The 25,729-nt window shown below is 69.0% G+C and carries 24 protein-coding genes, 1 other RNA gene and 1 pseudogene; 15 read left to right on the top strand and 11 right to left on the bottom strand.

Going from position 1 to position 25,729, the window contains the following annotated elements; genetic code table 11:
• The 3 genes from ON27_RS08985 to ON27_RS08975 form a co-directional block, all read left to right on the top strand.
• Positions 1 to 665 (top strand): peptidase dimerization domain-containing protein (locus ON27_RS08985; protein ID WP_043722380.1); only part of this gene is annotated, 665 nt, incomplete at its 5' end.
• Positions 662 to 1,549, top strand: a complete 888-nt coding sequence (locus ON27_RS08980) for an alpha/beta hydrolase (RefSeq protein ID WP_051046369.1) — start codon at positions 662 to 664, stop codon at positions 1,547 to 1,549. The genes ON27_RS08985 and ON27_RS08980, both read left to right, overlap by 4 nt.
• A 9-nt stretch (positions 1,550 to 1,558) precedes the next feature.
• Positions 1,559 to 2,011: a 6,7-dimethyl-8-ribityllumazine synthase gene (locus ON27_RS08975; RefSeq protein ID WP_043722355.1), complete on the top strand. Its 453-nt coding sequence runs from the start codon at positions 1,559 to 1,561 to the stop codon at positions 2,009 to 2,011.
• A gap of 6 nt (positions 2,012 to 2,017) precedes the next feature.
• Here ON27_RS08975 and ON27_RS08970 read toward each other — a convergent pair whose 3' ends face one another.
• Positions 2,018 to 3,457 carry a neutral zinc metallopeptidase gene (locus ON27_RS08970; RefSeq protein WP_043722377.1) on the bottom strand — a complete coding sequence of 480 codons (1,440 nt, stop codon included), beginning with the start codon at positions 3,455 to 3,457 and terminating at the stop codon, positions 2,018 to 2,020.
• Positions 3,458 to 3,906: 449 nt separating this feature from the next.
• Here ON27_RS08970 and ON27_RS08965 point away from each other — a divergent pair, with 449 nt between their 5' ends.
• From ON27_RS08965 to ON27_RS41180, 3 genes are all read left to right on the top strand, one after another.
• Positions 3,907 to 4,206 carry a hypothetical protein gene (locus ON27_RS08965; RefSeq protein WP_043722375.1) on the top strand — a complete coding sequence of 100 codons (300 nt, stop codon included), beginning with the start codon at positions 3,907 to 3,909 and terminating at the stop codon, positions 4,204 to 4,206.
• On the top strand, positions 4,199 to 6,664 hold the full coding sequence (locus ON27_RS08960) for a TPR repeat domain-containing protein (protein ID WP_043722352.1): 2,466 nt from the start codon (positions 4,199 to 4,201) through the stop codon (positions 6,662 to 6,664). Before ON27_RS08965 ends, ON27_RS08960 begins: the two co-directional genes overlap by 8 nt.
• Positions 6,665 to 6,768: 104 nt before the next feature.
• Positions 6,769 to 7,182 (top strand): hypothetical protein, encoded by a 414-nt coding sequence (locus ON27_RS41180; protein ID WP_245559874.1) that lies wholly within the window; start codon positions 6,769 to 6,771, stop codon positions 7,180 to 7,182.
• A gap of 54 nt (positions 7,183 to 7,236) precedes the next feature.
• Here the strand turns inward: ON27_RS41180 and ON27_RS08955 are convergent, their stop codons facing one another.
• Together ON27_RS08955 and ON27_RS08950 are read right to left on the bottom strand one after the other, a co-directional pair.
• Entirely contained in the window at positions 7,237 to 7,677 is a 441-nt protein-coding gene (locus ON27_RS08955; RefSeq protein ID WP_043722350.1) for a hypothetical protein, read from the bottom strand.
• A 221-nt stretch (positions 7,678 to 7,898) separates the two neighbouring features.
• Entirely contained in the window at positions 7,899 to 8,843 is a 945-nt protein-coding gene (locus tag ON27_RS08950; protein WP_043722346.1) for an endonuclease/exonuclease/phosphatase family protein, read from the bottom strand.
• A 112-nt stretch (positions 8,844 to 8,955) separates the two neighbouring features.
• Here ON27_RS08950 and ON27_RS08945 point away from each other — a divergent pair, with 112 nt between their 5' ends.
• Positions 8,956 to 9,357: a hypothetical protein gene (locus ON27_RS08945; protein WP_157227127.1), complete on the top strand. Its 402-nt coding sequence runs from the start codon at positions 8,956 to 8,958 to the stop codon at positions 9,355 to 9,357.
• Between the two features lie 110 nt (positions 9,358 to 9,467).
• Here the strand turns inward: ON27_RS08945 and ON27_RS08940 are convergent, their stop codons facing one another.
• On the bottom strand, positions 9,468 to 10,115 hold the full coding sequence (locus tag ON27_RS08940) for a cysteine hydrolase family protein (protein WP_043722341.1): 648 nt from the start codon (positions 10,113 to 10,115) through the stop codon (positions 9,468 to 9,470).
• Between the two features lie 2 nt (positions 10,116 to 10,117).
• A complete protein-coding gene (locus ON27_RS08935; protein ID WP_043722338.1) occupies positions 10,118 to 10,444 on the bottom strand; it encodes a YciI family protein in 327 nt (108 codons plus the stop codon).
• 116 nt (positions 10,445 to 10,560) lie between these two features.
• Here ON27_RS08935 and ON27_RS08930 point away from each other — a divergent pair, with 116 nt between their 5' ends.
• On the top strand, positions 10,561 to 10,896 hold the full coding sequence (locus ON27_RS08930; protein ID WP_043722335.1) for a winged helix-turn-helix transcriptional regulator: 336 nt from the start codon (positions 10,561 to 10,563) through the stop codon (positions 10,894 to 10,896).
• A 40-nt stretch (positions 10,897 to 10,936) separates the two neighbouring features.
• Here ON27_RS08930 and ON27_RS08925 read toward each other — a convergent pair whose 3' ends face one another.
• The 3 genes from ON27_RS08925 to ON27_RS08915 form a co-directional block, all read right to left on the bottom strand.
• Positions 10,937 to 13,948: a bifunctional [glutamine synthetase] adenylyltransferase/[glutamine synthetase]-adenylyl-L-tyrosine phosphorylase gene (locus tag ON27_RS08925; RefSeq protein ID WP_043722333.1), complete on the bottom strand. Its 3,012-nt coding sequence runs from the start codon at positions 13,946 to 13,948 to the stop codon at positions 10,937 to 10,939.
• Between the two features lie 57 nt (positions 13,949 to 14,005).
• Positions 14,006 to 15,343 (bottom strand): glutamine synthetase family protein, encoded by a 1,338-nt coding sequence (locus tag ON27_RS08920; RefSeq protein ID WP_043722331.1) that lies wholly within the window; start codon positions 15,341 to 15,343, stop codon positions 14,006 to 14,008.
• A gap of 164 nt (positions 15,344 to 15,507) precedes the next feature.
• Complete coding sequence (locus ON27_RS08915; RefSeq protein ID WP_086007451.1) at positions 15,508 to 17,052, bottom strand: alpha/beta hydrolase; 1,545 nt, start codon at positions 17,050 to 17,052, stop codon at positions 15,508 to 15,510.
• 182 nt (positions 17,053 to 17,234) lie between these two features.
• On the opposite strand from ON27_RS08915, the gene panB reads away from it, so the two are divergent.
• From panB to ON27_RS44665, 4 genes and pseudogenes are all read left to right on the top strand, one after another.
• Entirely contained in the window at positions 17,235 to 18,092 is an 858-nt protein-coding gene (panB, locus tag ON27_RS08910) for a 3-methyl-2-oxobutanoate hydroxymethyltransferase (RefSeq protein ID WP_043722328.1), read from the top strand.
• 339 nt (positions 18,093 to 18,431) lie between these two features.
• On the top strand, positions 18,432 to 18,881 hold the full coding sequence (locus ON27_RS08905; protein WP_043722324.1) for a hypothetical protein: 450 nt from the start codon (positions 18,432 to 18,434) through the stop codon (positions 18,879 to 18,881).
• A gap of 14 nt (positions 18,882 to 18,895) precedes the next feature.
• Positions 18,896 to 19,843 (top strand): annotated as a pseudogene (pip, locus tag ON27_RS44670) (prolyl aminopeptidase); the annotation flags it as partial.
• Complete coding sequence (locus tag ON27_RS44665) at positions 19,823 to 20,734, top strand: CHAD domain-containing protein (RefSeq protein WP_245559876.1); 912 nt, start codon at positions 19,823 to 19,825, stop codon at positions 20,732 to 20,734. The pseudogene pip and the gene ON27_RS44665, both read left to right, overlap by 21 nt.
• Before the next feature lie 73 nt (positions 20,735 to 20,807).
• On the opposite strand, the gene ON27_RS08895 is transcribed toward ON27_RS44665, so the two are convergent.
• On the bottom strand, positions 20,808 to 22,259 hold the full coding sequence (locus ON27_RS08895; protein ID WP_043722322.1) for an RNB domain-containing ribonuclease: 1,452 nt from the start codon (positions 22,257 to 22,259) through the stop codon (positions 20,808 to 20,810).
• A gap of 15 nt (positions 22,260 to 22,274) precedes the next feature.
• Complete coding sequence (locus ON27_RS08890) at positions 22,275 to 22,589, bottom strand: hypothetical protein (protein ID WP_245559873.1); 315 nt, start codon at positions 22,587 to 22,589, stop codon at positions 22,275 to 22,277.
• 450 nt (positions 22,590 to 23,039) lie between these two features.
• Here ON27_RS08890 and ON27_RS08885 point away from each other — a divergent pair, with 450 nt between their 5' ends.
• Positions 23,040 to 23,411 (top strand): hypothetical protein, encoded by a 372-nt coding sequence (locus ON27_RS08885; RefSeq protein ID WP_043722317.1) that lies wholly within the window; start codon positions 23,040 to 23,042, stop codon positions 23,409 to 23,411.
• 98 nt (positions 23,412 to 23,509) lie between these two features.
• Here the strand turns inward: ON27_RS08885 and rnpB are convergent.
• Positions 23,510 to 23,927: RNase P RNA component class A (gene rnpB, locus ON27_RS39785), an RNA gene on the bottom strand.
• 36 nt (positions 23,928 to 23,963) lie between these two features.
• Here rnpB and ON27_RS08880 point away from each other — a divergent pair.
• A complete protein-coding gene (locus tag ON27_RS08880) occupies positions 23,964 to 24,851 on the top strand; it encodes an alpha/beta hydrolase (protein WP_043722314.1) in 888 nt (295 codons plus the stop codon).
• A 164-nt stretch (positions 24,852 to 25,015) separates the two neighbouring features.
• Positions 25,016 to 25,534 (top strand): TrmH family RNA methyltransferase, encoded by a 519-nt coding sequence (locus ON27_RS08875; protein WP_043722311.1) that lies wholly within the window; start codon positions 25,016 to 25,018, stop codon positions 25,532 to 25,534.
• Positions 25,535 to 25,729 lie beyond the last annotated feature (195 nt).

Raw genomic sequence — 25,729 nt, 5'->3', positions numbered from 1 at the left:
AGGACCATCCGATGCCACTGCGGCTGACCCCCGTGATCGCGGACATGCTGGCCAGGCTGCGCCATGTGATGCCGGGGCCGCGGCGGCGGCTGCTGGCGCTCGCGAGCATCGCGGGACCGGCGATCACCCGCGTGATGGCGGCCCAGCCGCAGACCGAGGCCATGGTCCGCACCACCACCGCGCCGACCGTCATCCGCGGCGGAGTCCGGGCGAACGTGCTGCCCCAGCGGGCCGAGGCGATGGTGAACTTCCGCATCCTGCCCGGCGACTCGGTCTCCTCGGTGCTGGAGCACTGCCGGAAAGTGGTGCGCGACAAGGCAATCGAATTCGAACTGATCGGCATGTCGTCGGAGCCGTCACGGATCACCGGCCCCGGCCCCGGCTTCGAGCTGATCGCCGGGCTGGCCCGCGCCGTCGTCCCCGGTATCGCGGTGACCACCGGCATCGTGCCCGGCGCGACCGATTCCAGACACTACGACGACCTGGCGGGCACCCGGTGCAACTTCGCGCCGATCGTGCTGGACCAGCGCGACCTGGCCTCGATCCACGGAACCGACGAACGCCTCTCCCGGGTCAACTACGCTCGACTCATCGAGTTCAACCGGCGGCTGATCGAGCATTTCGCGACGGTCGGCGCGCCATCGACGGCAGGAGCCGAGGCATGACGACCGAGCCGACGGCGGGCGAGGCCACGCCCGCCGAGCCGCCCGCGATCCGCACCGAGTCCGGCGAGTTCGACGGCATCGGCAGCGGGGTGGCCTGGCGCGCGTGGCTGCCCGAAGGCGCGGCGCGGGGGGTGATCGTCCTGGTCCACGGCGTGGCCGAGCATTCCGGCCGCTACACCCACGTGGGGAAGCGCCTGGTCGCCGCCGGTTTCGCGGTCTACGCGCTCGACCACATCGGGCACGGCAAGTCCGCGGGCGGTAAGGCCAATATCGGCTCCATGGATGGCGCCGCCGACAACGTCGCCGCCATGCTGACCATCGCGGGCCGGGAGCAGCCGGGCGTGCCGCGCTTCGTGGTCGCGCATTCGATGGGCAGCCTGATCACCCTGTACCTGGCCACTCGCGCGCCGATCGAGGTCGCGGGCATCGTGCTGTCCGCCCCGCCGCTGGACATCCCGGTGGGCAATCCGGTGCAGCGCATGCTCGCGCCGGTGTTGAGCAGGTTCACCCCGAATCTCGGTGTGCTGAAACTCGATTCGTCGCAGATCAGCCGCGACCCCGCGGTGGTCGCGGCCTACGACAACGATCCGCTGGTCTACCGGGGCATGCTGCCCGCCCGCACCGGCGCCGAGATGCTGAGCGCGACCGACACGGTCAAGCAGCGGCTGGCGCGGCTCACCGTGCCGCTGCTGGTGCTGCACGGCACCGCCGACTCGATCGCCGCGCCGTCCAGCTCCGATATCATCGAGCGCGGCGCCGGGTCGAAGGACTTGACGGTGATCCGCTACGAGGGCCTTTACCACGAGGTGTTCAACGAGCCCGAGCAGCAGAAAGTGCTCGACGATGTCGTCGGCTGGCTGGAAGCGCACCTGACCGGACCGTAGTATCCCGGCATGAGCAATACCGGATCCATCGCCTTCATCCGTGCCAGCTGGCACAGTTCGATCGTCGGCAAGGCGTACGAGGGTTTCCGCACCGAATACGCCGACCTCGGCTTCGATCCCGCCACCATCGACGTCTACGAGGTGCCGGGCGCCTTCGAGATCCCGCTGCACGCCAAGCGCCTGGCCCACTCCGGCCGGTACGCGGCGATCGTGGCGTCGGCCTTGGTGGTGGACGGCGGCATCTACCGGCACGACTTCGTGGCCTCGGCGGTGATCGATGGGCTGATGCGGGTCCAGTTGGACACCGACGTGCCGGTGTTCTCGGTCGTGCTCACCCCGCACCACTTCCACGAGCACAGCGAGCACGTCACCTACTTCACCGAGCACTTCGTCACCAAGGGCGCCGAAGCGGCTCGTGCGCTGGCGAGCACGCTCAGCTCGTTGCGGTCGCTGCCGGTGTAGCGGCGACTACCGGAACTTGGCCAGGCACGCGCTCTCGCCGTCCAGGACGCCGGTGCGGAACGCCTCCAACCGCTGATAGCCGCTCGGCACGACCTTGCCGTTCACGTCCGCGGCCGCCAGCCCGTCGGCGAGCAGGCCGGAGACCGCTTCGTCCAGGTCACCCGCGGACAAGTGCGGGTCGCTGCCCGGCTCGCTCAGCTTCGTGGTCACCGCGCCGCTGAGGCATGCGGTGCGCAAGCCCGCCGTCTCGGCGCCGGTCAGCGACAGCTTGCGATCCTGCTGCACGGCGAGCACGTACCGCGACACGAAGACGACGAACGCGTTGTAGTCGCCGTCCACGACGGCCGAGAGCGGGTCCTCGCCCGCCATCGGCCCGCCACGGCGGGCCAGGGCAGCGACATCGGTGCCGATCCGGTTCGCGCTCGGGCAGTACGACACCGGCCGGGTGACGGTGACTTCCGCGCAGCTGCGGCCGACCCCGGAATAGTCGAACTGCGGCGGCCGCGCGAGCGGGAAGATCTCGGCGAGCGCCTTGCTCAGGCTGGTCAGCGCGCCGGCATCCACCGGCAGCTGCGCCTGCTCCTCACCGGGTTCGAAGGTGGTGGGCAGATTGCCGCGCCGCTGGGCGATCTCCTTCCTGGTGATCTTCTTGCACCCGTCCGCACCGTCGGTGTATCCGATTTGCACCGCGGTCACCCGCTCGAAGGCCGAGCCGTGCACGCTTTCCGGATCGTTCGGATCCCGGTCCCGGACGGCCACCGTGGCGCCGAGCACGGCGTTGACGCCGTCGGTGGTGTTGAGCGTGAAATGCGCCGAATTCCCCTCGGCCACATGGCGCAGGAAGACTCCGGCGAGGCAGTCGGCCTGCTGTTCCTGCACGAGCGGCGGCGTCAGGAGCCCCGCCAGCTCGGCCTGCCCCTGGATGGCGTGCCCATACTCGTGGGCCAGCACCATCACCACCGCCATCTCGCCGTACTTCTGTACCAGTTTCGGCAGCAGCACACCGCGATCCCAGCCGATGGTGTGGTCGCCGCCGCAGTAGGCGGCGTTCACCACCTGGTAAGTGTCGGACCTGCAGAATTTGACCGATTGCGCCTTGGCCGCTTCGGCATCCCAGGAGATATACCTGGTCACCGGCTTGAAAGTGCCGGGAAAGTATGTCGCGTACTCGGCGGTCCAGAAGTCCTGGACGTCGGCGACCGCATTGAGGGCCAGCTTGTCGATCGCGCCGCCGTCACCGTTGTCCGCCGTGAGCGGCGCGTCCGGCACACCCTTGCGCGGGCCGTTCGGGCCGGTAGCCGTCATCGACCCGGCCAGCTCCCAGGTGTCGGCAGGCGGCGAGACCTGCTGCGCAGCATGGTCGTCCGCTGCCTGCGCACACGCGGCCAGCACGGTCGCCACCACCGCGAGTACCGCCACCAGACCGAATCGCTTGTTCTTCGCCATCGAACCCGCCTCCCCGAGTACCGCGCGCGAGCGCTCACATCCTAATCGCGACAAATCGGTCGCGCGCATCAATCACCGTGCGATCGACGCGAAACAGGGCATGTGGGTGTGGCGACGCGGCCACCCGAGTTCTCTCTGTACGAACGGCACAGCACCGGACAGCAGCGCGGCGATACGGAAAATTCTGCGGCTGATCGGCATACAGATCCCGCTAACGCTCGGGCGTCGTCCCGTGTTCGATCGCCCGAATCAACATGCTTCGAACCAGTTCTCGGGACCGAACGACTCCTCCGCCCTTCCGCTGCCGCTGACCGTGCCCGGCTGGCCGAGGCCGTTCGCAAGCGGCCGTGTCCGCGTATACAGCCGCGTTCGACGACGGTCATCGGCGCGAACGACCGGCCGTTCAGCATGCTAAATTCGTCGCCAGTTGCGAGGAGGAGGGGGCGGAGTTGCTACAAGCCGATGTGGACCAGATCCGCGCTCTGGCAGACAAACTGCTGGCCGCGGGCGGCGCAATCGACAGCATCGATGTGCGTACCTCGGCGGCGGGGCTGCACGCGGCGGTGCCCGGGTCGGATATCCCTCGAGCCATCGAACTGGCCGCCGAGTTCGTCGAAGGCGCGTATCTGCGTGTCGCCGAGCGGCTGCGCGAGGTGGCGAACAAGTCCAAAGACGCGGCGGGCAATCTGCAGACCAGCGATCAGCAGTTCGCCCAGATGATGCACGCCATGGACGTGCACCGTGCTTAGTCCCGGGGAAGTCGAGCGCTGGGACCTCGGGGCGCTCGACGCATGGACGGGCAAACTCGCCGAATCCCGGTCCACGCTGGCAGAGCAGCTCGACAGCGCCCGCAAACACTTCGACGAGGTCCGGCACGACTGGCAGGGCGTCGCCTACGACGCCGCCTACAACCGCGTCGGCCAGGACCACGACCAGGGGAAGAAACTCGGGTACGAGATCGATGAGCTGATCGACATCCTGACGCGCGGAGTCGGCGCGGTAGCCGGGTTCCGGGACACCCTGCTGGCGAAGCTGAACGACGCGCGCGCCGCGCAGCTCACGGTGGACGACACCTGGAAGGTGCTCGACAAAGAAGGCGTCGACCCGGAGGAGATCCGCACCCATCAGGACGCGATCAACGGTGCGTTCTCGCCGTTCCGCGACGCCGTCGAGGACCTGGCGAAGCAGATCGGCGATCAAGCGCTCGAGATCCGATCGGGCGGCGACCTCCTCGGCTCCAGCCTCGACGTCGCCGACGCCGACACACAGGCAGCCCGGTTCGGCAAGCAGGACGGCAAGGCACTCGCCGACGCGGCGCGCACCGGCGACACCGCGGCCATCGACGCGATCGCCTCGGATATGCCCGAGCACGTGCTGAGTCCGGACGAACTGCGCCGCCTGGCCGCGGGCGAGGAGGTCAGCACCGTCCCGGCCAGCGTGCAGGACTATTACAAAGCGCTGTACCAGGAAGTGGGCAAGGACGGCATCCTCGCGCTGAACCAGCGACTGCTCGAACGGGAACAGGCCGGCGATCCCGTCGCGGCGATGAAGCGCGACAACCTGGCCAACTCGCTCATGGTCGTGTCGAACGAGAAGATCGGCTCCGGCACCCGGCGCGGCTCCTACGCCGACCTTCCGCCCGGAATCCGTGAACTGGTGTCCGGCCGCTACGAAGAACGCGACGACACGGTGATCGACGGACAACGCCCCGTCAAGGACCAGATGCTGCAGCAGGCCGCATTCGCCGAACTGCTGACCCAAGCCAACCCCGGCTACGAGCCCGGCCAGACCCTCGGCATCGAATTGGGGCGGCAGAGCGCCAGCCTCGCCGAGTACGTCGAAGCAAGCGAGAAGGATTGGCACGGCTACCCGCCCGGTTTCGACAAGGGTGACCTGGACAAGGTCGAGGCAGCGAGCCGGCAGTTCTTGGAGACCAGCACCCGCAACAACGAATCCAGCTACGCCCTGCTGACCGGCAAGGATCCGAGCACCGGCCAGGACATCCCCGGCGACCTGTCCTTCGGCGCCACGGACAACCTGTACAACCCGCAGAACTTCGACCCCCAGAAATTCACCTCGACCGTCTTCTCCCACGAGTGGGACGACGACGGCAAAACCGCTGCGGGGCTGTACGAATGGATCGCCGACGGTACCGACGAGCCCGGGCAAGAAGGACTACTTGCCAAGCGTGCGCTGGCGGAACTGCCGAACGTCTTCGCGCCGGAAGAGACCGACGACTCCGGGCGACCGAAGCTGAAGGCCGGCGAAGACGGCACAGTTTTCGAGGACAACGCCAAGGCGTTCGTAACGAATCCCAAGCTGGCGGACGGGCTTTCGCATGTTCTGGCTACCAATATGGAAACCTATCTGAACCCTGATGCGGACAGAACCAAGATCTACGACGATCCGCTGACCCCAGGCGAGCAAGCCAATGTCACCTTCGAGAGGACCCACGCCGACCGATTGCTGTTCCTGGGCAGCCAATCCGAAACAGGCCGGTTCACTCTGGAATTTGCCCGGCAGACCCACGAGGCCGAGATGCTGGACCGGGCGATCACCGAAGGCAACGGCGACCCGCAGAAGTGGCTGAGCATCCACGCGCCCGAACTCCCTTCTCTGGACGCGCGTATCACGAATGCGTCGATGAACGCGCTCACCTTCCAGACGGAGAAGAACGCCGACGATGATTTCAACGCCAAGCAGGAAACTTACGAGATGCGCCAAAAGGTCGGCGACATCGTCAAATCGCTCACCCTGGACAACCTGGAAATCCCCGGCGCGACACCGGTCAGCGTGATCGGCAACCAAGTGCTCGAAGTCGCCAAAGAAGAGGGTTACAACGCGGCCATGGAGAAGTTCAACCCCGAGCCGGAGAAGGAATATCCCACCTACCCGAACCCTTCGCGCGCGACCGCCGAAGCGAATCACCAGATCATCCAGCAACTGTTCACAACACTGCACGCAAATGGACAGCTGCCGCCGGAATTCGTCGGGTCCGACGGAAAACCACTTGATGTCGCCCCCTTCATCGGCACCCCGTTGCAGCCGACGCTCAACCAGTTCTTGAGCGACCGCAACCTCCTGGCATTCACCGACTCCTACGCGAACGAGCATTCCTTCGAAACTGTCACACGCATGGCGCAGAGGCCCGGGGACATGACGTATTACCTGACCGGCGAGCCCCCGGCGGAACCGGCGAAGAAATGAGAAAGCCGACACGGATAGTGATCATCTGCGCCCTGGTCGGCACAGTGCTGGGTGGTTGCACGCGCGAGAACCCCGAACCTGTCGACACCTCGTCCACTTCATACATGTTCGACAACGTCTTCAATCCATGCCGCCAAATGCCCGAACAATTTCTCGAGAAACACCATCTGAAAAAGAACCCGGAGAGCATCGACAATCGCATCGAACACTACGTGTCCTGGGGATGCTCATATGACAGCCAAGAATACGACTTTACCGTCGCGGTCAGCAACGCTCCACTCGGTGAAATCCCCCGCTTCGCTAGCCACACATTTCAAGAGACCCACATAGCCGGGCGTGCCGCAAAAATCCAAAATCGGCCACTGGAGCACGTGCGCTGCGTGCTGTATGTCGAAATCACCGGCGGAATACTGGCACTTTACCTCACCATCAAAGTAGTTCTCGACGTATGCCCCACTCTGACGGCACTGGCAGAGGAACTCATACCGCTACTCCCGCCGGAGGTAACGGCTCGATGAGGGAGGCTGGTACGAAGGCAGCGGCGCAGGCCAGTGATGCGCGACCCAGGGCGTTCAGTTCGTTCCCAGGAACCGTTTGATCTTCGCATCTACATACGCGATGAGGCATTGCAGTGGCCAGCGGCCGTCGTCCATCGGCCCGAAAGTGTCGACGCGGTCGCGCAGCTCCCACAAGAGGTTGTCGATCTCTTCGAGATCCGGCGCCGTCAGGTGGCCGCGCTGGGTCCGGGCCAATGCCGCCAACAGTTCTCGATCGATCTCCGCCAGCTCGCCTTGAAGCCATTGGGTTCGGCCCAGGACGGCGTCGTGGCTTTTCAGCTCGAGGTAGTCGAACAGGTTTCGTAACGGCGTCTGCTCGATCGTGTCCGGTGGCGGGAAGGGAACGCGGTTGCGGACAGTGTCGAGCCTGCGCCGGACCTCGCGGGCGCTGTCGATCGTGAAATCGTCGCTCAGATAGGCCGACAGACGGAGGAGCAGTCGCTCGATGTCGCTCACTTCGTCGGCTCCCTTCTTTCGATGCCCGGCAGACCCAGCGCTGGGACGGCACCTGCGGACGCCGCGGTCTCGGCAACACCGGAACCTGCGCATCATAGCCAGCGACACGGTTCGGGAGGATGTCGTTGACGGCATTCGACCGCCGCCTCACTCCTTCGGGATCGGCGTCAAGAACACCCGCTGCGCAGCTGTGCCCTGGACCGCGCTGTGCGCAGCGCCGGTCAGTGCAACCGGATTCGGGCGATGAGGGCTCGGTGGTCGGAGCCGGGCACGGTCAGGCTGTAGAGGTCTTCGGCGGTGGCGTCGGCCAGCAGGATGTGGTCGATGCCGATCACCGGGCCCCAGCTGCGGTCTTCGGGGTAGGTGGGCAGCAGACCGGCGCCGGTCTGGTCGGCGGCCGAGGCGAAGCGGCCACGCAACAGTTCGCGGTATGCGGTGTGATCGCGGGTCGCGTTGAAGTCGGCGCCCACGATCGCGGAGCCGTGGTGCGTGTCGAGGATTTCGCGCGTCCTGCGCATCTCGGCGGTCCAGGCGGGGAAATCGAACGGCGGCGGGACCGGATGGAACGCGAAGACGGTGATCGGCCCGCGCTCGGGGTGATCCATCGTCGCGGAGAGGTTGTGCAGGATGTAGCCGTCGTATTTCTTGGTGTGGCGCAACGGGTATCGGCTGTAGATGCCGGTGCCGCCACCGCCGTCGCGGGTGGGCTCGGTGTAGCGATGGGGCAGTTCGGCGAGCAGGCCCGCGCCCGCGAGCCGCTCGACCGCCGCGTAGGTCAGTTCGTCGACGGTCAGCACGTCGACGTGGTGGTCTCGCACCGCGCGCACCACGGCGGCCGGATCGGCGCCGCCGAACAGCAGATTCGATTGCATGACGGTGACCTGCGGACCGGTCGCGGCCCGCCCCTCCGGCACGAACGCGGGCACCAGCGTCCACAACACCGCCACGGCAGGCACCACGGCGACGGCCGCGCTGCGCCACCCGCGCGCTGTCAGCAACAGCACCACACCGGCGATCGCGCCGATCATCAAGTACGAGGCCCCGGAGGCGAGCAGCACCAGCTCGCGCCGCTGCCAGGCGCCGAAATGCAGCACGATTCCGGCCGCGCCCACGACGACAGCGCACCACCCCATACCGAGCAGAGCCCGGCCTATCCATCCACGCATGCGGTCGAGCCTAGGCAATGTCTTCGAAGACCCGGTGGCGCGCGAGTGTGGATTATGTGTGGATCGAGTGCGCTCCGTCCCGCGTCTACACTGGCTCCCTACAGTCGGCGACGTGACGAGGTCGAGGATGTACGTCGAGGAATTCCGCGCGGCGGGGCCGCTCACGGCCGAGATCGCCGAAGACCTGGCCTGGCTTCCGGGCGTGTCCCGTTCGTCGGTCACGATCAGCGGCAACGGGCGCAGCGTGCATGCGCCCGTCCTGCCGGTGGCCTGGGACGTTCTGGGGATCGACGCGGGCACGATGGTCACCGTCACGGTCGCCGACGGGCTCGGTGACGAGGACCGGCTGGCCATCCGCCAGTTCGTCGATCGCTTCCGAGCGTTGACCGGCAGTCCGGCCGCACGGTCGGCGAAACGTGCTGATCGTGACCCGGATTCGGCCGGAAAGCGCGCGTTCCGCCTGCGAAGCCTCGGACGGAGGACCGCTGCCCCGCGCGGATCGCGGCCCTCCTGACCGTCACCGACCCGTTCGTCGGCGCTTCCCGGGCGCGGCGGAGTATCGGCGCGGCGGGCCGCCGGGTGATGCTGGCGGCCCTCAGCGAGCAACGTGTCGCGTGGAACGCGTCACGGCGCGTGGCGAGTCATCGACTCGATGAGTGCGGCCGTGTCCGTGGTGAGCGATCCGCCGGTGAATTCCAGAGTGGCGTACGACCTTTCGGCTGCCGCCTGGTGGCCCGCCCCGCACGCGTCGGTGACGACGATCGGCAGATAGCCCAAGTCCAGGCTGTGCCGGACAGTCGGCTCGATGCCCACTTCCATGGCGATGCCTGCCACCGCGTAGGTGTCGACGCCGCAGTCGCGCAGCGCGAAATCCAACGGCGTCGCCGCGAACGCCGACATGGTGATCTTGTCGAACACCACCTCGTCCGGGCCGGGTGTCAACTCGGGAACCAGTTGGAACTGCGCGGAGCCCTGCGGGAAGCTCGAGCGCAGGTCGGCCGGGTCGTCCACCCGCTGCCAGGACATGGCGGCGCGCAACTGCGCGACACCCGAGGCCGCGACCGGCAACGACATGTGCCGGGTGTAGAACACGCGGAAGCCGCCCGCCCGCGCGGCGTCGCGCAATCGCACGCACGCGCGCACGATCTGTTCCCCATCGGGGATCTGCGGCACGATGCCGACCTGCATGTCGTAGATGAGCAGCGCCATTCGCGCGGGGTCGCAGGCGTCGGAAACGGTCTGCGGGATGCTCAGGCCGAAGGCGTGGCGCATGCTCACGCGGTCCGGTCGTAGGGCTCGGCGACGTCGACGGCCGGGTCCATCAGCGCCTCGAGCGGCAACGGCGCCTGCACCGGCACGAAAGTCCACTCCAGATATCCGGCCTTGGTGAGCGGGAAGTCCGCGACGTACTTCCGCGCCTGCTCGACGCTGTCGACCTCGAACACGATGACCACGCCGGGCTCGTCGGCTCGCGCGTAGTTCTCCCGCACGATGCCCGCCTTCCACAGCCGCCACACGTTGGCGACCTCCTCGGGCAGGTACGGGTTGATCGTCTCCAGCGTGACGCCGGGCTTGAAACGATCGAAAACGATGACTTTCATTGCTGTTTCGCTCCATGTCTGCGGTTGTCCAGGTGAACGGCATCCATGGAATCGTGATGATTACAGTGTTACAAGAACGCACTTTTCGGTGAGTAGGTAGCCAGGAGGTTCGCCGCGTGCCCGACAAGCGCTACCAGTGCGCCGTAGAGGTGACCGTCGACCTGATCGGCGGCAAGTGGAAGCCGGTCATCCTCGCCCACCTCAAGGAGGGTGTGCACCGCTACGGCGAGCTGCGCAGGCGGATGCCGACCACCAGCGAGAAGATGCTGGTCCAGCAACTGCGCGAACTGGAAGCCGACGGCTTGGTCCGCCGCACCGTCTTCGACACGGTGCCCCCGCAGGTCGAGTACACCCTCACCGACGAAGGCCGCACCCTCGTCCCCGTCCTCACCGCGCTCTACGACTGGGGCGAGCAGCGGGCGGCCCGCACCGGCCTCACGCTCGGCTCGTGAGCCAGGCCGTGCGAGCGGCAGGACTGCGCGAGCCGAGCCGTCACGCTCCGAAGACGCGCTCGACGACCGCTTTGGCGCGCCGCGTGACGCGCATGTAGTGGTCGAGGAATTCGCTGCCGTCGTCGTTGCGCCACCCCGCGACGCGCGCGACGGCCGACAGCAGACGGCCCGGCCCAGGGAGCTGATCACTCGGCTTGCCGCGCACCAGCACCAAAGCATTGCGCGCGTTCGTGGCGGTCAGCCACGCGTCCCGCAGTAGCGCCACGTCGTGGGCCTCCAGCAGCCCGGTCTGCTCGATCACGTCCAGCGTTTGCAGCGTGGAGGTGTTGTGCAGGCCGGGCACCTCGTGGGCGTGGCGCAGCTGCATCAGCTGGACCGTCCACTCGATGTCGGCAAGGCCGCCGCGCCCGAGTTTGGTGTGCGTGGCCGGATCCGCGCCGCGGGGTAGGCGCTCCGCGTCCACCCGGGCCTTGATGCGCCGGATCTCGCGCACCGCGTCGGCCGACACACCGCCGTCCGGGTAGCGCACCTTGTCGATGACGTGCAGGAAGCGCAGGCCGAGGTCCTCGTCACCGGCCACCTGGTGGGCGCGCAGCAACGCCTGCACCTCCCAGGGTTGCGCCCACTGCTCGTAATACGCCGCGTAGGCGGCCAGCGTGCGCACCAGCGCGCCGTTGCGCCCCTCCGGGCGCAGCCCGGCGTCCACGTGCAGCGGCGGGTCGGTGCTCGGCGCTCCGAGCAGCTGTTGCACCCGGTCGGCCACGCCGATGGCCCATTTCACGGCCTTGGTCTCGTCCTCGCCCGGCCGCGGGTCGCAGACGAACAGCACGTCCGCGTCGGAGCCGTAACCGAGTTCCATGCCGCCGAGCCGGCCCATGCCGATCACCGCGATGTCGGCGGGAGCGGGCGCGCCCCGCTCCGCCTCACTCGCCCGGATCACCGCGAGCAGCGATGCTTCGAGCACCGCGACCCACACCGACGACAGCGCCTGGCACACCTGCGGCACCTCGAGCATGCCGAGCAGATCGGCCGACGCCACGCGCGCGAGTTCGTGCCTGCGTAGCGAACGCGCCGCGGCCACAGCGCGTTTCGGGTCGTCGTAGCGGGCGGCGGCGGTGAGGATGCCGCGGGCCACCTCGTCGGGCTGCGGGCCGAGCAGCAGCGGGCCGCCGGGGCCGTCGGCGTACATCCGGATGGTCTCGGGCGCGTTGATCAGCAGATCGGGCAGGTACTCCGAGGAGCCGAGCACGATCATGAGCCGCTGCGCGATGGCCCCCTCGTCGCGTAGTTCGCGCAGGAACCAGATCTGGTCGGCGAGACCCTCCGAGACCCGGCGGTAGGCCAGCAGGCCCGCGTCGGGATTCGGTGTGTCGCTGAGCCATTCCAGTAGCGTCGGCAGCAGCAGGGCTTGGATGCGGCCTTTGCGGGACACTCCGCCGGTGAGCGCCTTCAGGTGGCCGAGCGCGTGCTCCGGGGCCGCGTAGCCCAGGGCGGCCAGCTGCCGGATCGCGGCCGCGGGGCTCAGGCGCAAGGCATCGGAGTCCAGGCGCGCCACCGATTCCAGCAGCGGCCGGTAGAACAACTTGGCGTGCAATCGCCGCACGCGCACCGCATTCCGGCGGATCTCGCTGGTCAGCACGCCGACCGCGTCCTGTCGGCCGTCGGGCCGGATGTGCGCGGCGCGAGCCAGCCACCGCATGCCCTCCTCGTCGTCGGCGGCGGGCAGCGTGTGGGTGCGGCGCAGCCGCTGCAACTGGAGCCGGTGTTCGAGCAGTCGCAGGAATTCGTAGGAGGCGGTGAGATTGGCCGCGTCGTCGCGGCCGACGTACCCGCCCGCGGCCAGCGCGGTCAGCGCCTCGACCGTGCCCTGCACGTGCAGCGTCTCGTCCACCCGTCCGTGCACCAATTGCAGTAGCTGCACGGCGAATTCGACATCGCGCAGGCTGCCGTGCCCGAGCTTGAGTTCCCGCTCGCGCAGGTCGGCGGGCACCAGGTCCTCCACCCGGCGGCGCATCGCCTGGACGTCGGCGACGAAGTCGGGACGCTCCGAGGCCTGCCAGACCATCGGCATCAGCGCCGCGCGGTACTGCTCGCCGAGCGCGAGATCGCCGGTGGCCGGGCGGTTCTTCAACAGGGCCTGGAACTCCCAGGTCCGTGCCCACCGCTTGTAGTAGGCGACGTGCGAATCCAGCGTCCGCACCAGCGCCCCGGCTTTGCCCTCCGGCCGCAGCGCCGCGTCGACCTCGAAGAAAGCCTGGCTCGCCACGCTCATCATCTCGGCGGCCAAGCGCGTGGCGGTGCTGTCGGCGGGTTCGGCGACGAACACCACGTCGACGTCGCTGACATAGTTCAGCTCGCGCGCCCCGCACTTGCCCATCGCCAGCACGCCCAGCCGCACCGGTACCGGCTCGTCCTTGCAGACCCGCGCCACGGCCACCGCCAGCGCCGCGGTCAGGGCGGCATCGGCCAGGTCGGTGAGCTGCCTGCCGACCACCTGGTAGGGCAGCACGGGCTCGTTCTCCACGGTGGCCGCCAGATCCAGCGCGGCCAGCAGCATCAACTGATCGCGGTACCGCCTGCGCAGCGCCGCCACCACTTCGGGCCCGGCGATCCCGGCACGGAACAGCAGCGGTGACGCGTTCGGCCCCGATTCGGGCCGCGCCTCGACCACCGCGAGCAGATCGGCGACCAGCTCGTCGCGCGCGGGCAACTCACTGCGGCGCAGCACTTCCCAGGCCGACGGCTCGGCGACGAGATGGTCGCCCAGAGCGCTGGACGAGCCGAGCAGAGCGAACAGCCTGCCGCGCAGCGAGGTATCCGTACGGATCGCCGAATCGACGGCCTGCCATTCGCTTCCGATACTGTCCCGCAGCCGCATGAGCGTGTTCAACGCGAGGTCGGCGTCCGGCGCGCGGGACAGCGCCCACAGCACGGGGATGCTCTCGACGTTGTCCCAGCCCAGTTCGCGCAGCGACGCGGCGGCGGAGGGCTCGAGCAATCCGAGCCGACCGACACCGGGGACGGCGGAGCGCGCAGACGGAGGCCGGACCATGATTCACAAATTACATGGCCGGGGCCGGGGGCAGGCCGCCCCCGGACATCGCTCGGGTTACAACCCCAGGTATTCCTTGAGCTCGAACGGCGTGACCTGGCTGCGGTAGTCGGCCCACTCCCGGCGCTTGTTGCGCAGGAAGAAGTCGAACACGTGCTCACCGAGGGTCTCGGCGACCAGTTCGGAGCGTTCCATCGCCTGCAGCGCCTCGTCCAGGGTGCCGGGCAGCTCACGGAAGCCCATCGCGCGCCGCTCAGCGACGGTCAGCGCGAACACGTCGTCCTCCGCCTCCGGCGGCAGCGTGTAGCCCTTCTCGATGCCCCGCAAACCGGCCGCGAGCAGGACGGCGAAGGTCAGGTAGGGGTTGCACGCGGAATCTGGGCTGCGGATCTCGACGCGGCGCGAAGACGACTTGTTCGGCGTGTACATCGGCACGCGCACCAAGGCCGAGCGGTTGGACCGGCCCCACGAGGCCGCGGTGGGCGCCTCGCCGCCGTGGATGAGGCGCTTGTAGGAGTTCACCCACTGATTGGTGACCGCGCTGATCTCCGGGGCGTGTTCCAGGATGCCCGCGATGAACGCCCGCGCCGTCTCCGACAGGTTCATCGGGTCGTCCGGGTCGTGGAAGGCGTTGGTCTCGCCCTCGAACAGGCTCATGTGCGTGTGCATCGCCGAGCCCGGGTATTCGGCGAACGGCTTGGGCATGAACGTCGCGCGCACGCCCTCGTCGATGGCCACTTCCTTGATCAGATAGCGGAAGGTCATCACGTTGTCGGCCATGGACAGCGCGTCGGCGTAGCGCAGGTCGATCTCCTGCTGGCCCGGAGCGCCCTCGTGGTGGCTGAACTCCACGGAGATGCCCATGGACTCCAGCGCGTCGATGGCGTGGCGGCGGAAGTTCGGCGCCGAATCGTGCACCGCCTGGTCGAAGAAGCCGCCGCTGTCGGCGGGCACCGGCACACCGCCCTGCGGGCCGTTCTCCAGCAGGAAGAACTCGATCTCGGGGTGCACGTAGCAGCTGAAGCCGACGTCGCCGGCCTTGTTCAGCTGGCGGCGCAGCACGTGGCGCGGGTCGGCCCAGGACGGCGAGCCGTCGGGCATGGTGATGTCGCAGAACATGCGCGCGGAGTGCTGGTGGCCCTTGCTGGTGGCCCACGGCAGCACCTGGAAGGTGGACGGATCCGGCCGGGCGACCATGTCGGCCTCGGAGACCCGGGCGAAGCCCTCGATGGCCGAGCCGTCGAACCCGATACCCTCTTCGAACGCGCCCTCGAGCTCGGCGGGCGCGATCGCGACGGACTTGAGGTAGCCCAAGACGTCGGTGAACCAGAGACGTACGAAGCGGATGTCCCGCTCTTCGAGCGTCCGCAGCACGAATTCCTTCTGGCGATCCATGCCCGCGAGCGTAAGCATCTGGCGTTAAATCTGTGTTACATACACGCTTAAGATTGCTGACCTGGATTTTTTCGGAAGACTCCGCACAGTCGGATCGTCCGGTTTGTGAGTTTTTCGCCGCGACGCGGGCGGCGTCACTCGTCAGCAACCGGCAAGCGCCGGGCTCAGCAGGTGAGTCCGGGCGCGGGTTCGGTCAGGTCGATCAGGTAGGCGATGACCGCGTCGTCCACACACGGCACGCCCCCCGCCAGCGCCACCGTGTGCCGGTTGCCCTGGTAGGTGATCAGCGCGGCGCCCAACTGCGCGGCCAGGTCGACTCCGGCCTGGTACGGCGTGGCCGGATCCTCGGTGGTGGACACCACCACCGTCTTCGGCAGACCCTCGACGTCGATGCGGTGCGGTTCACTCGTGTTCGGCACCGGCCACGCGGTGCACAGCTCCAGCGGGGCCGCCCCGGTGGCGCGGCCGTCGTCCAGGAACGGCGCGGCCTTGCGGTACTCCGCGTCCTGGCGCGCGGTGACCTCGCGATCGCTGATGCGCGGGTCGTCCACGCACCGGATGGCGTTGAAGGCGTCGGTGGTGTTGGAGTAGCTGCCGTCGTCGCGGCGGCCGTCGTAGAGGTCGGCCAGCGCCAGCAGCGTATCGCCGCGTCCGTCGCGCAGTTCGGACAACCCCAGCGTGAGCACTTTCCACAGCTCGTCGGTGTAGAGGGCTTGGCGCACGCCGGTGAGCGCGTCACCGTAGGTCAGCCCCCGCGGGTCGGTGGCCGGGGCCGGCTTGTCCCACAGCGGGTTCACCAGCGCGCGAAAGCGCGGCACCGCCTGCGCCGGATCGGTGCCCAGCGGGCAGTCCGGCTGCTTCGCGCAGTCCGCGGCGTAGGCGTCGAACACCTTCTGGAAGCCCGCCGCCTGCCGCAGCGACTCCTGCACCGGATCCTGCGAGGAATCGATGGCGCCGTCGAGCACCATGGCGCGCACCCGGTCCGGGAACCGCTCCGCGTACGCCGAGCCGATCTTCGTGCCGTAGGAGTACCCGATGTAGGTCAGCTTCGCGTCACCCAGCACGGCGCGCATGACGTCGAGGTCCTGTACCACTTCGCGGGTGCCGACGTGCGCGAGGAAATCCTTCCCCGTGCGCTCGGCGCAGCGGTCGGCGTACTGGCGGTTGTCGGCCTCGGCGTCGGCGATGCCCTCCCTGGTGTAGTCCTCCTGCGGCTCGGCGCGCTCGGCGTCCTGCTCCTGCGGGGTCTGGCAGACGATCAGCGGTGTCGAGGAGCCGACGCCGCGCGGGTCGAAACCGACCCGGTCGAAGCGCTCGGCCAGCGGCGTCTTGTTGCCGAGCGACGACATGCCCAGCCCGGACTCCCCCGGTCCGCCCGGGTTCATCAGCAGCGAACCGACGCGCCGTCCGGTGGCCTGCACCCGCGACACCGCGATCTGCGCGGTCGGGCCGTCGGGCGCCGCGTAGTCCACCGGCACGGTGATCCGCGCGCACTGGGTGCTCGGCGGCAGCCGATCGTCCGGCCCACCGAAGCCCGCGCAGTCGCCCCACTGCACGGCCTGGCCGTAGAACTTCTCCAACCCGGTGGGCGCGGCAGGCATCGGCTGACCGGATTCGGTGCGGGTGACGGCGCATCCCGAAACCAGGGCAGCGACCAAGGCCGGCACCGCCACCACGAGCACACCGCGCCTACCGCGCACCGTCCACATGCTCTCGATATTGCCATCGGGCGAACCAGGGGGCCGACCCGGGCGAACCAACGCGGCGCTGTGACCAATTGCACCGGTCGCCGGCCTTAATCCGGCGCCGTGGCGGGTGGCACACTGAAGCACGTCAGACAATCCCGGGGACCCGGACGGGCCCCGAGGCGACACAGACGAAAGGGACGATGATGTCCGTATCCGATTCGGAAACCCCTGCCTACGGTGCGGCGCCCGCCGAGTCCAAGAAACTCGCGCGCAAGACCAGGGTGCACCACCTGCAGCAGATGAAAGCCGACGGCGAGCGCTGGGCGATGCTGACCGCCTACGACTACTCCTCGGCGCGGCTGTTCGAAGAGGCAGGCATTCCCGTACTGCTGGTGGGCGACTCCGCGGCCAACGTCGTCTACGGCTACGACACCACCGTGCCGATCACCGTGGACGAGCTCGTCCCGCTGGTGCGCGGCGTGGTGCGTGGTGCCCCGCACGCGCTGGTGGTGGCCGACCTGCCGTTCGGCACCTACGAATCCTCCCCGCAGCAGGCCTTGGCCACCGCCACCCGGTTCATGAAGGAGGGCGGGGCGCACGCGGTGAAGCTGGAGGGCGGCGAGCGGGTCGCCGAGCAGATCGCGGTGATCACCGCGGCGGGCATCCCGGTCATGGCGCACATCGGCTTCACCCCGCAGAGCGTGAACACCCTCGGCGGATTCCGGGTGCAGGGCCGCGGCGACGGCGCCGAGCAGCTGATCGCCGACGCCATCGCGGTCCAGGAAGCGGGCGCGTTCTCGGTGGTCATGGAGATGGTTCCGGCCGAGCTGGCCGGGCAGGTCACCCGCAAGCTGACCATTCCGACCATCGGCATCGGCGCGGGCGCCGACACCGACGCGCAGGTGCTGGTCTGGCAGGACATGGCAGGCTACACCAGCGGCAAGACCGCGAAGTTCGTCAAGCGCTTCGGCGACGTCGGTGACCGGTTGCGCGCCGCCGCCGCCGCGTATGCCGACGAAGTGCGCCGGGGCGCCTTCCCCGGCCCGGAGCACAGCTTCTAGACCAGCGCTCCGAGGGGGTGGCGACCGGCCGGGTAACGCACGCACCCCTCCGCTGCTCGGCCGACCGCTGCAACCGCTCGCGGACCGGGCGCGCCACACTGCACGCCCGAGGCATCGGAAACACCGGCACCGCTGTGGAAACTGAGCGCCGAGTTCGATCGTCAGCCCGCAGCCCGAACAGACGCCGGGCCGATACGGGGAAAGCGGCCGCGCGCGGGTGGACGAACCGCACGGGCGCTTCCGCTGAGACTATTCCCAGCCGAAGCAGTCGGTTCGGGCCGGTCGCTGAAATCAATGGCAGACTCGATGCCGACAATACCGACACGACCAGAGGTACCGATGCCGTACAGCCGTTGGATTTCACGCAGCACCCTGCTGGTGGCGGGCGCTCTCGCCGCCGCGGCGTTGACCGCTTGCGGCAGCGAGACCGACCCGGCCCCCACCGGCAGCGAGAGTTCGACCACGGCGTCGGCCACCGCCACGCCCGGCACCACCTCCGGCCGCGTCACGCCGGCCAGCCCGGAGATCTCCGACGCGGCCGCGGCGCAGCTGTGCGACATGATCCGGCCGGAGCTGTCCAACTGGCGGGTGCAGGGCGGGACCCTCGGCAAGATCGGGCTCAACGCGCTGGTGCACGAATGGGCGCTGCGCAACGGCGGCATCAACGCCGCGGTACTGGGCGACAAGCCGATCGTCGACCGGGTCACCACGAAGAGCTGCCCGGACGTGCGGCAGCAGGCCGTGGAGGCGCTCGGTATCCCGGACCTGGCCTCCGGCCTGGCGTTCTGATCCGGCCCGGCCCGATGCGCACCCTCTACCCCGCGATCGAGCCCTACGACTCGGGCATGCTGGCGGTCGGCGACGGTCAGTCGGTGTACTGGGAGGTCAGCGGCAACCCGGACGGCAAACCGGTGGTGTTCCTGCACGGCGGTCCCGGTGGCGGCACCGCGCCCGCGCACCGGCGATTCTTCGATCCGGCCGCCTACCGCATCGTGCTGTTCGACCAGCGGGGTTGCGGCCGCTCCATGCCACACGTGGCCGAGGGCGCGGGCCTGGAGCACAACACCACCGGGCACCTGATCGCCGACATCGAGGCGTTGCGCGAGCACCTGGCCGTCGAACGCTGGCAGGTGTTCGGCGGCTCCTGGGGTTCCACCCTCGCGCTGGCCTACGCGCAGCGGCATCCCGACCGCGTGACCGAACTGGTGCTGCGCGGCATCTTCCTGCTGCGCCGCAAAGAGATCGACTGGTACTACAACGGCGCGGCGGGCTACGTCTACCCGGACGAGTGGGAGAAGTTCCTCGCGCCGGTGCCCGAGGACGAACGCGAGCAGGACCTGGTCGAGGTATACCACCGGCTGCTGCACTCGCCCGACGAAGAACTCGCTCGCGCCGCCGCGGTCGCCTGGTCCACCTGGGAGGGCGCGACGAGTTCGCTGCTGCCGCAGCCGGATCGGGTCGCCGAAACGGCCGAGCCCCGGTTCGCGCTGGCCTTCGCCAGGATCGAGAACCATTACTTCCGCCACGGCGGCTTCCTCGAGGAAGGCCAGCTGCTGCGCGACATCGCGGCCATCACGCACATTCCCGCCGTGATCGTGCAGGGCCGCCACGACATCGTCTGTCCGGCGGTCAGCGCGTGGGAACTGCACCGGGCCTGGCCCGGATCGGTCCTGCACATCGTCGACGACGCCGGGCACGCGGCGAACGAGCCCGGCATCACCCATCACCTGGTGGAAGCCACCGACCGATTCGCGAAAGCGGGGGCGCGCACGGTGACCACGGCCGCGGACGCTCTGATCGGCGCGCTGCGCGACGACATCGACCGGCTGTCGGCCGCCGAGCCCGAGGTCCGCGCCGACGCCGAGGATTCGGTGCACCAGATGCGGGTGGCCACCCGCAGGCTGCGCAGCGTGCTGCGGTCCTACGGCAGCCTGCTGGTCAAGAAATCGGCCGCGGCGATGAACGCCGAACTCAAGTGGCTGGCCGGCTTGCTCGGCGAGGCGCGGGACGCGGAGGTGCGCGCCGATCGGTTCGCCGCGCTGCTGGCCGAGCACGGCGAGCGGGCCGACCGGGCTGCCCTCGACGCGGTCACCGCGCGTCTGGTGAACGCCGAGCGGGATCGCTATCGCGTGGCGCACGACGAGGTCCTGGCCGCGCTGGACGGCGAACGCTACCGGGCGCTGCGCGAAGAACTGCTCCGGTGGCGCACCGCGCCACCGCTGCGGCACTCCCGCGCCGCGGCGCTGGCGACGGACGTCTTCGAGGAGGTGCTGCGGCGCGATCTCGACCGCGTGGCCGCCCTCGTCCGCGCCGAGCCCGACGTGGACCCGCACGAGCGGGTCGAGCTGCTGCACGATATTCGAAAGAGCGCCAAGCGTTTACGGTACTCGTGCGAGGCGGCGGAGCAGGTGCTCGGCGCGGATGCCGCCGATCGCGGCGGCCGCGCGAAGAAGTTGCAGACCGTGCTCGGCGACCATCGGGACGCGGTGGAATCGCACGAAGCCATCGTGCATCGGGCAGCCGAAGCCGCCGCCGCCGGCGAGGACGCGAGTCTCTACGACATCCTCGCGGCCGCGGAGGACGCGGCGGCCGGTCGCGAATTGAGCCGCTATCCGGCCACGGCCGCCGCGGTGCTCGGATGAACCCCGGCGAAGCGATTGCCGGGTCGCGCACTGTCGACGGGCGGCCGATCACACGGCTTGCGCGTCTATCCGTTCACGCCGGATAGGCGAAAGACACCTTCCGCTCCCTCGGGTCCGCCGACACCAATCGCACCCGCACCTTCTCCCCTTCCGGCGGCTGACCCGTGCACGGGCCCAGCACCGGCGGATCCGCGATGAAGACCACCGCGGGCCGGTTGCCGTTGGCCTCGCGCACCACCACGGCGTCGAAATCCGCGCCGGTCCGGGGCGCCAGCAGGGTGGACTCGGTCAGGTCGATGCAGGCGCGTTCGATCTTGCTCGCGACGCCGTCGCTGCGCCGCATGGCCTCGGCCGCGCCCGCCAGGCCGTCGCGTACCCAGCGCGGCACCTCCGCGCCCGCGCACCTGGCCAGGCAGATCTCGGTCGCGAACCGGTCCGACAACCGCCGCAGCGGGGCGGTGACGTGCGCGTACGGAGCGCCGATCGCACTGTGGCGCAGCATGTCGGGGGCGGGCGGCTCGTCCGCCACGCCGTCGACGAGGGTGTAGGAGGCGCCGCGCAGCAGGGTGGTCGCCTCGGACATCAGCACCAGCGCGGCGGGAGTGTTCGGGTCCAGCCGGGCCAGCATCCGCCCGACCGCCTCGCCCGCCGGCCAGGCCACGTCCAGCGCCTGCGCCGTGCGGCGCATCGAATCGATCGCTGCCTCCGACGGCGGCGGCATGGTGCGCAGCAGCGCGACCCGCTGCGCGGCGGAGGCGTCCGCGTCGAGCATGATCCGCGCCGCGCACATACCGGTCAGCAACGAGACCTGCTCGTTCCAGTCGTCGGCGGCGGTGCGCGGCTGCACCACCAGCCGCCAGTGCCCGTCGGCGCGCTCGTCCTCGACCACGGCTTGCGCGGGCAGCCGCAGTCCGATCGCGCCGCGCGCCAGGCCCGCCTCGATGCGCCGCGTGCCGAATTCCGGCAGGGCCGCGATCGACGGATGCAGCCGGCCGGTCTCGGCGTCGGCCTGCACGCGGAAGTAGTCGAGCCGGGCCCGGGAGCGCACCAGCGCCCGGACCACCGCGAACCGCGTCGGTTCGGCCCGCTCGTCGAGTTCGATGGTCCACAGCGCGGCCGGACGCGTCCGGTCCGGAAGCAGGCTCGCGGACCCTTCCGACAAGGCGGGCGGGTGCAGCGGCACGGTGCCGTCGGGAAGATAGAAAGTCTGGCCCCTGGCGACGGACTCTTTGGCGAGTGCGCCGTCGGGCGGGATCACCGCACCCACGTCGGCGATGGCGTAATGCACGGTGAAGCCGCTGGGGGTGCGATCGATGTGCAGGGCCTGGTCCAGGTCCATGGCCCCGGGTGGGTCGATCGTCACGAACGGGATGTCCGTGCGATCGACCCGGGCGCCCGCGAACGCGTCCACCGCGTCGCGGGCCTCCGTGCCTGCCTCGGCGGGGTACGCCGAGGCCAGGCCGAACTCGGAACGTATGGCGCCGAAATCGACCGGCGCCGACACGATCCGCTGGTGGAGTTCCACGCTTCGGCGCCGGTCCTACTGCAGCGCCAGCATGGTGCCGTTCAACTGGTCGAACGGCCCGTAGACGGTGAAGGTGACCCGGCCACCCGGCACCGAGGACGACACCTCGGCCGCGGCGTCCAGCGCCTGACCGAACGAGGCAGCCGAGGGATGCGGCAGCCCGGCGATGGCCAGGCCGACGTTGTTCTGGTGCACGAATACCGTGTCGGCGGGACTGAGGTCGACCTGAACCCCACCCTGCAGCGGGGTTACCGCGACCGCGCCGGCGGAACCCGCACCCAGCACCGCGAAAATCGAAGCGGCGCCTGCGACCAATGCGCCGGCGACCATGGAGCGAACTACTCGCATATGTGTTGAGACCTGCTTTCCCGCGTCAGAAGTATGAACAGCCCGGTGCTGCCCTGCACCGCGCTTTGCCAACGGCGACTACTTTATGACGTCGATCACGATCAGGGCCAGTTCCGCACGAATCGGACACACCGGAATCTCGCCCGCCGACATCAGCGCTCTCGCGCTGCTAACGTGGCCCGCCGTGACGGGCGTCGCGTTCGCCCGCGCTTTGGAAATGTCCCGTACGTCGACAATTGGGAGCTCCACACCTATGTCATCGATTTTGTTCGACTACCTGTTGCCGCTGCTCGGCCCCGAACAGGCCGCGTACTGGGCTCAGGTTTTCGTGATCAACCCGGTCTGACCGCGCGATTGTTCTCCCTCTACTCGTCGCCTCCCGTTCACCTGACGGGAGGCGACGGTAGTTGTGGGCGGCTAGCATCCCGCTGCGTGATCAGAACTACCGCCGCGCTCGCGGCCAGCGCCACCCTCTTCGCCCTGTTCCTCACCGGTTGCGGCGACGACAAGACCAGCGACGCCACCTCCCCCGCCACCACCACGGCGGCGCAGGCGGCCGCGCAGGTCGACAATGTGAAAGCGGGCGCGTTCGTCGTCAGCTTCCGCGGCGCGTTCCCCAAGCTGGCCGAAGGCAAGGACGACGCGAAAATCGCGAGCATCCTGTCCGAGACGTGCGGTGACATCAAAGCGGGCAAGTCCGAGGACGCCGTCGTCGCCAACATCACCAAGCGCGCCGGCGGCGCCGCCCAGCCCAGCAGCGAGGAAGCCAAAGCGATCTACCAAATGGCCAAACTCATGTGCTGATCCCGCCCCTTCCGGCTTGCTTCGCACACCCGCCGATTTCTCCCAGCGCCCCCGCCGGGTGAGGAATCGAGCCGGTGTGCGAAGCAGGCCGTAGCGGGCGGACGAGTTGGTCTGTAAGCCGGATCCTGTCCCCGGCCGGGTGGCCAGGGGGCGACCATCCATCTGGGCACTCCGTCGCCGGGTGCCTCGAGCGGTCCACCCGCAGGCTCGGGCGAGCAGCCCTCGAGCGCCTGCGCAGCCGCACCGCGAGCGGTGCGACCTTCGACCTTGCTCCGGGCGGGGTTTACCTAGCCGCCCCGGTCACCCGGGGCGCTGGTGCGCTCTTACCGCACCGTTTCACCCTCACCGCACGGCCCGCGAAGGCCGTGGGCGGTCTGTTTTCTGTGGCACTTTCCCGCGGGTCACCCCGGGTTGCCGTTAGCAACCGCCCTGCTCTGTGGAGTCCGGACTTTCCTCGGCGCCGGGCGGCGGCACGACCGTGCCCGTTCCCAGCGCCGCGGCCGCCCGACCAACTCGTCCGCGAGAACAGGATACTGGGTACGGTTGGTGGCCATGGAACGTGTCGAGGTCGGCTTCCCTTCCGGAAGCGAACAGTGCGCGGCGTGGCTATATCGCCCGGACGGCGCACCGAAACCCCGCCCGCTAGTGGTGATGGGACACGGCTTGGGGGCCAATCGGGAAATGGGACTGGATCGGTACGCGCGGCGCTTCGCCGCCGCGGGGATGGCGGTCCTGGTATTCGACTATCGGCATTTCGGCGCCAGCCAGGGCACACCGCGCCAGTTGCTGAGCATCGGGCGGCAGCGCGAAGACTGGCATGCCGCCATCGCGTTCGCGCGCACGCTGCGCGGCATCGACGCGACCCGGATCGCGTTGTGGGGCACGTCGTTCGGCGGCGGGCACGTGCTGTCGGTCGCGCCCGACGACGCCTACATCGCTGCCGTGGTCGCGCAGGTGCCGTTCACCAGCGGACTGTCCTCGGCGCTGGCGAAGGGGCCGATCAGCACGATCAAGGTCGCCACCATCGCGGCCGTCGACCTGCTGCTCGGGCCGATCCGGCGCAAGCCGATCGGCATCCGGCTCGCCGGACGCAAGCGCGCCGCGGCGCTGATGAGCGCGCCGGACGTACCGGAAGGCTTCCGCAGGCTGACCGACGAGAGCGAGACCTACGAGCCGAAAGTGGCGGCGCGCGTGGCGTTCTCCGCCCTCTTCGACGCGCCGGGGCGACGCGCGAAGGCGCTGAAGATGCCGGTGCTGTACGCGCTGTGCGACGACGACTCCGTGGCGCCGGTGAAATCGGCGCTGCGCGCCGCCGAGCGCACCAAGCACGCGGTGGTGAAGCGTTATCCCGCCGGGCATTTCGACATCTATTTCGACGAGGTGTTCGAGAAGACCGTCTACGACCAGACGGAATTCCTGGTGTCGGTGCTGCGCCCCTAGCTGTTCGTGGCCCGGCCTGGCAGCCGGGCCACGCATCCGATGGCGTATCCTGAAATCGAGATGGATCCCGGGCATTCCGCCCTCGGTGATGGCCCCGATGCGCCGCGAAGCATCGTCTTCATGAATTTCGTTCTCCGCCAAGGGAAGGCTTTTCCCGTCTCCGCATGAGCGCCCCGCGGTTGCGGACCCGCCCGGAATTGCGCGAACAGCGCCGCAGGCGTGCCCATGGCTGCTGGAACCATTTGCTCGTCGCCCCGCTGTGGCCCAAACACAGTGCCAATCTGGGCACCCTGCTGCGCACCTGCGACGCCGTCGGGGCGTGCCTGGCGGTGCCGCGCCGGCCGTGGGTGCCCGACGCGCTGGCACAGGGCAACACGTTGCGGCACCGGTCCTGCGTGCACTGGATCGAAGGGCGCGTGGAGCGGTGGCTCGCCCGGCAACGCGACGGCGGCTCGGCGATCGTCGGCGTCGAACTGACCGACGAATCCATCCGCTTGGCCGACCTGCCCGCGGCCCGGCGGCGCACCGTCGTGGTCCTGGGGCACGAGCTGAGCGGAATTCCTCCCGAGGGCCTCGAATTGGCCGACGTCACGGTCGAGATCCCGATGGTGGGCACCGGGCACAGCCTCAACGTGGCGGTGGCCGGATCCTTGGTGTTGTACAAGCTGGCCGGGCTGTGCTGAACCGCCGACGCGCTGGAACGCGTCACGACGGGCGACCACGCGGCTCCCACCTGCCGGGCCCGGACGGCTGAACCTGTCGGTGCCCGAAGCTACAGTTGCGGCCCATGCATTCCGCCACCGCCGCGGTCGCCGACATCGTGCGCCGGATGCCGACCCTCAGTTCGGACGTTTCCTCGCCGAACTCGGCACCGCGCT

The organism is Nocardia asiatica NBRC 100129, assembly GCF_000308415.1.
GTDB lineage: Bacteria > Actinomycetota > Actinomycetes > Mycobacteriales > Mycobacteriaceae > Nocardia > Nocardia asiatica.
The sequence above is the reverse complement of the archived record's forward strand: the minus strand, read 5'-3'. Positions and strand labels throughout refer to the sequence as shown.

Bases quoted from the DNA above. Each gene is read 5' to 3' on its own strand.
- ON27_RS08980 (WP_051046369.1), top strand. From the start codon at position 662: ATGACGACCGAGCCGACGGCGGGCGAGGCCACGCCCGCCGAGCCGCCC.
- ON27_RS08975 (WP_043722355.1), top strand. From the start codon at position 1,559: ATGAGCAATACCGGATCCATCGCCTTCATCCGTGCCAGCTGGCACAGT.
- ON27_RS08970 (WP_043722377.1), bottom strand. From the start codon at position 3,457: ATGGCGAAGAACAAGCGATTCGGTCTGGTGGCGGTACTCGCGGTGGTG.
- ON27_RS41180 (WP_245559874.1), top strand. From the start codon at position 6,769: ATGTTCGACAACGTCTTCAATCCATGCCGCCAAATGCCCGAACAATTT.
- ON27_RS08950 (WP_043722346.1), bottom strand. From the start codon at position 8,843: ATGCGTGGATGGATAGGCCGGGCTCTGCTCGGTATGGGGTGGTGCGCT.
- ON27_RS08940 (WP_043722341.1), bottom strand. From the start codon at position 10,115: ATGCGCCACGCCTTCGGCCTGAGCATCCCGCAGACCGTTTCCGACGCC.
- ON27_RS08935 (WP_043722338.1), bottom strand. From the start codon at position 10,444: ATGAAAGTCATCGTTTTCGATCGTTTCAAGCCCGGCGTCACGCTGGAG.
- ON27_RS08925 (WP_043722333.1), bottom strand. From the start codon at position 13,948: ATGGTCCGGCCTCCGTCTGCGCGCTCCGCCGTCCCCGGTGTCGGTCGG.
- ON27_RS08920 (WP_043722331.1), bottom strand. From the start codon at position 15,343: ATGGATCGCCAGAAGGAATTCGTGCTGCGGACGCTCGAAGAGCGGGAC.
- ON27_RS08915 (WP_086007451.1), bottom strand. From the start codon at position 17,052: ATGTGGACGGTGCGCGGTAGGCGCGGTGTGCTCGTGGTGGCGGTGCCG.
- panB (WP_043722328.1), top strand. From the start codon at position 17,235: ATGTCCGTATCCGATTCGGAAACCCCTGCCTACGGTGCGGCGCCCGCC.
- ON27_RS08905 (WP_043722324.1), top strand. From the start codon at position 18,432: ATGCCGTACAGCCGTTGGATTTCACGCAGCACCCTGCTGGTGGCGGGC.
- ON27_RS08890 (WP_245559873.1), bottom strand. From the start codon at position 22,589: ATGGTCGCCGGCGCATTGGTCGCAGGCGCCGCTTCGATTTTCGCGGTG.
- ON27_RS08880 (WP_043722314.1), top strand. From the start codon at position 23,964: ATGGAACGTGTCGAGGTCGGCTTCCCTTCCGGAAGCGAACAGTGCGCG.
- ON27_RS08875 (WP_043722311.1), top strand. From the start codon at position 25,016: ATGAGCGCCCCGCGGTTGCGGACCCGCCCGGAATTGCGCGAACAGCGC.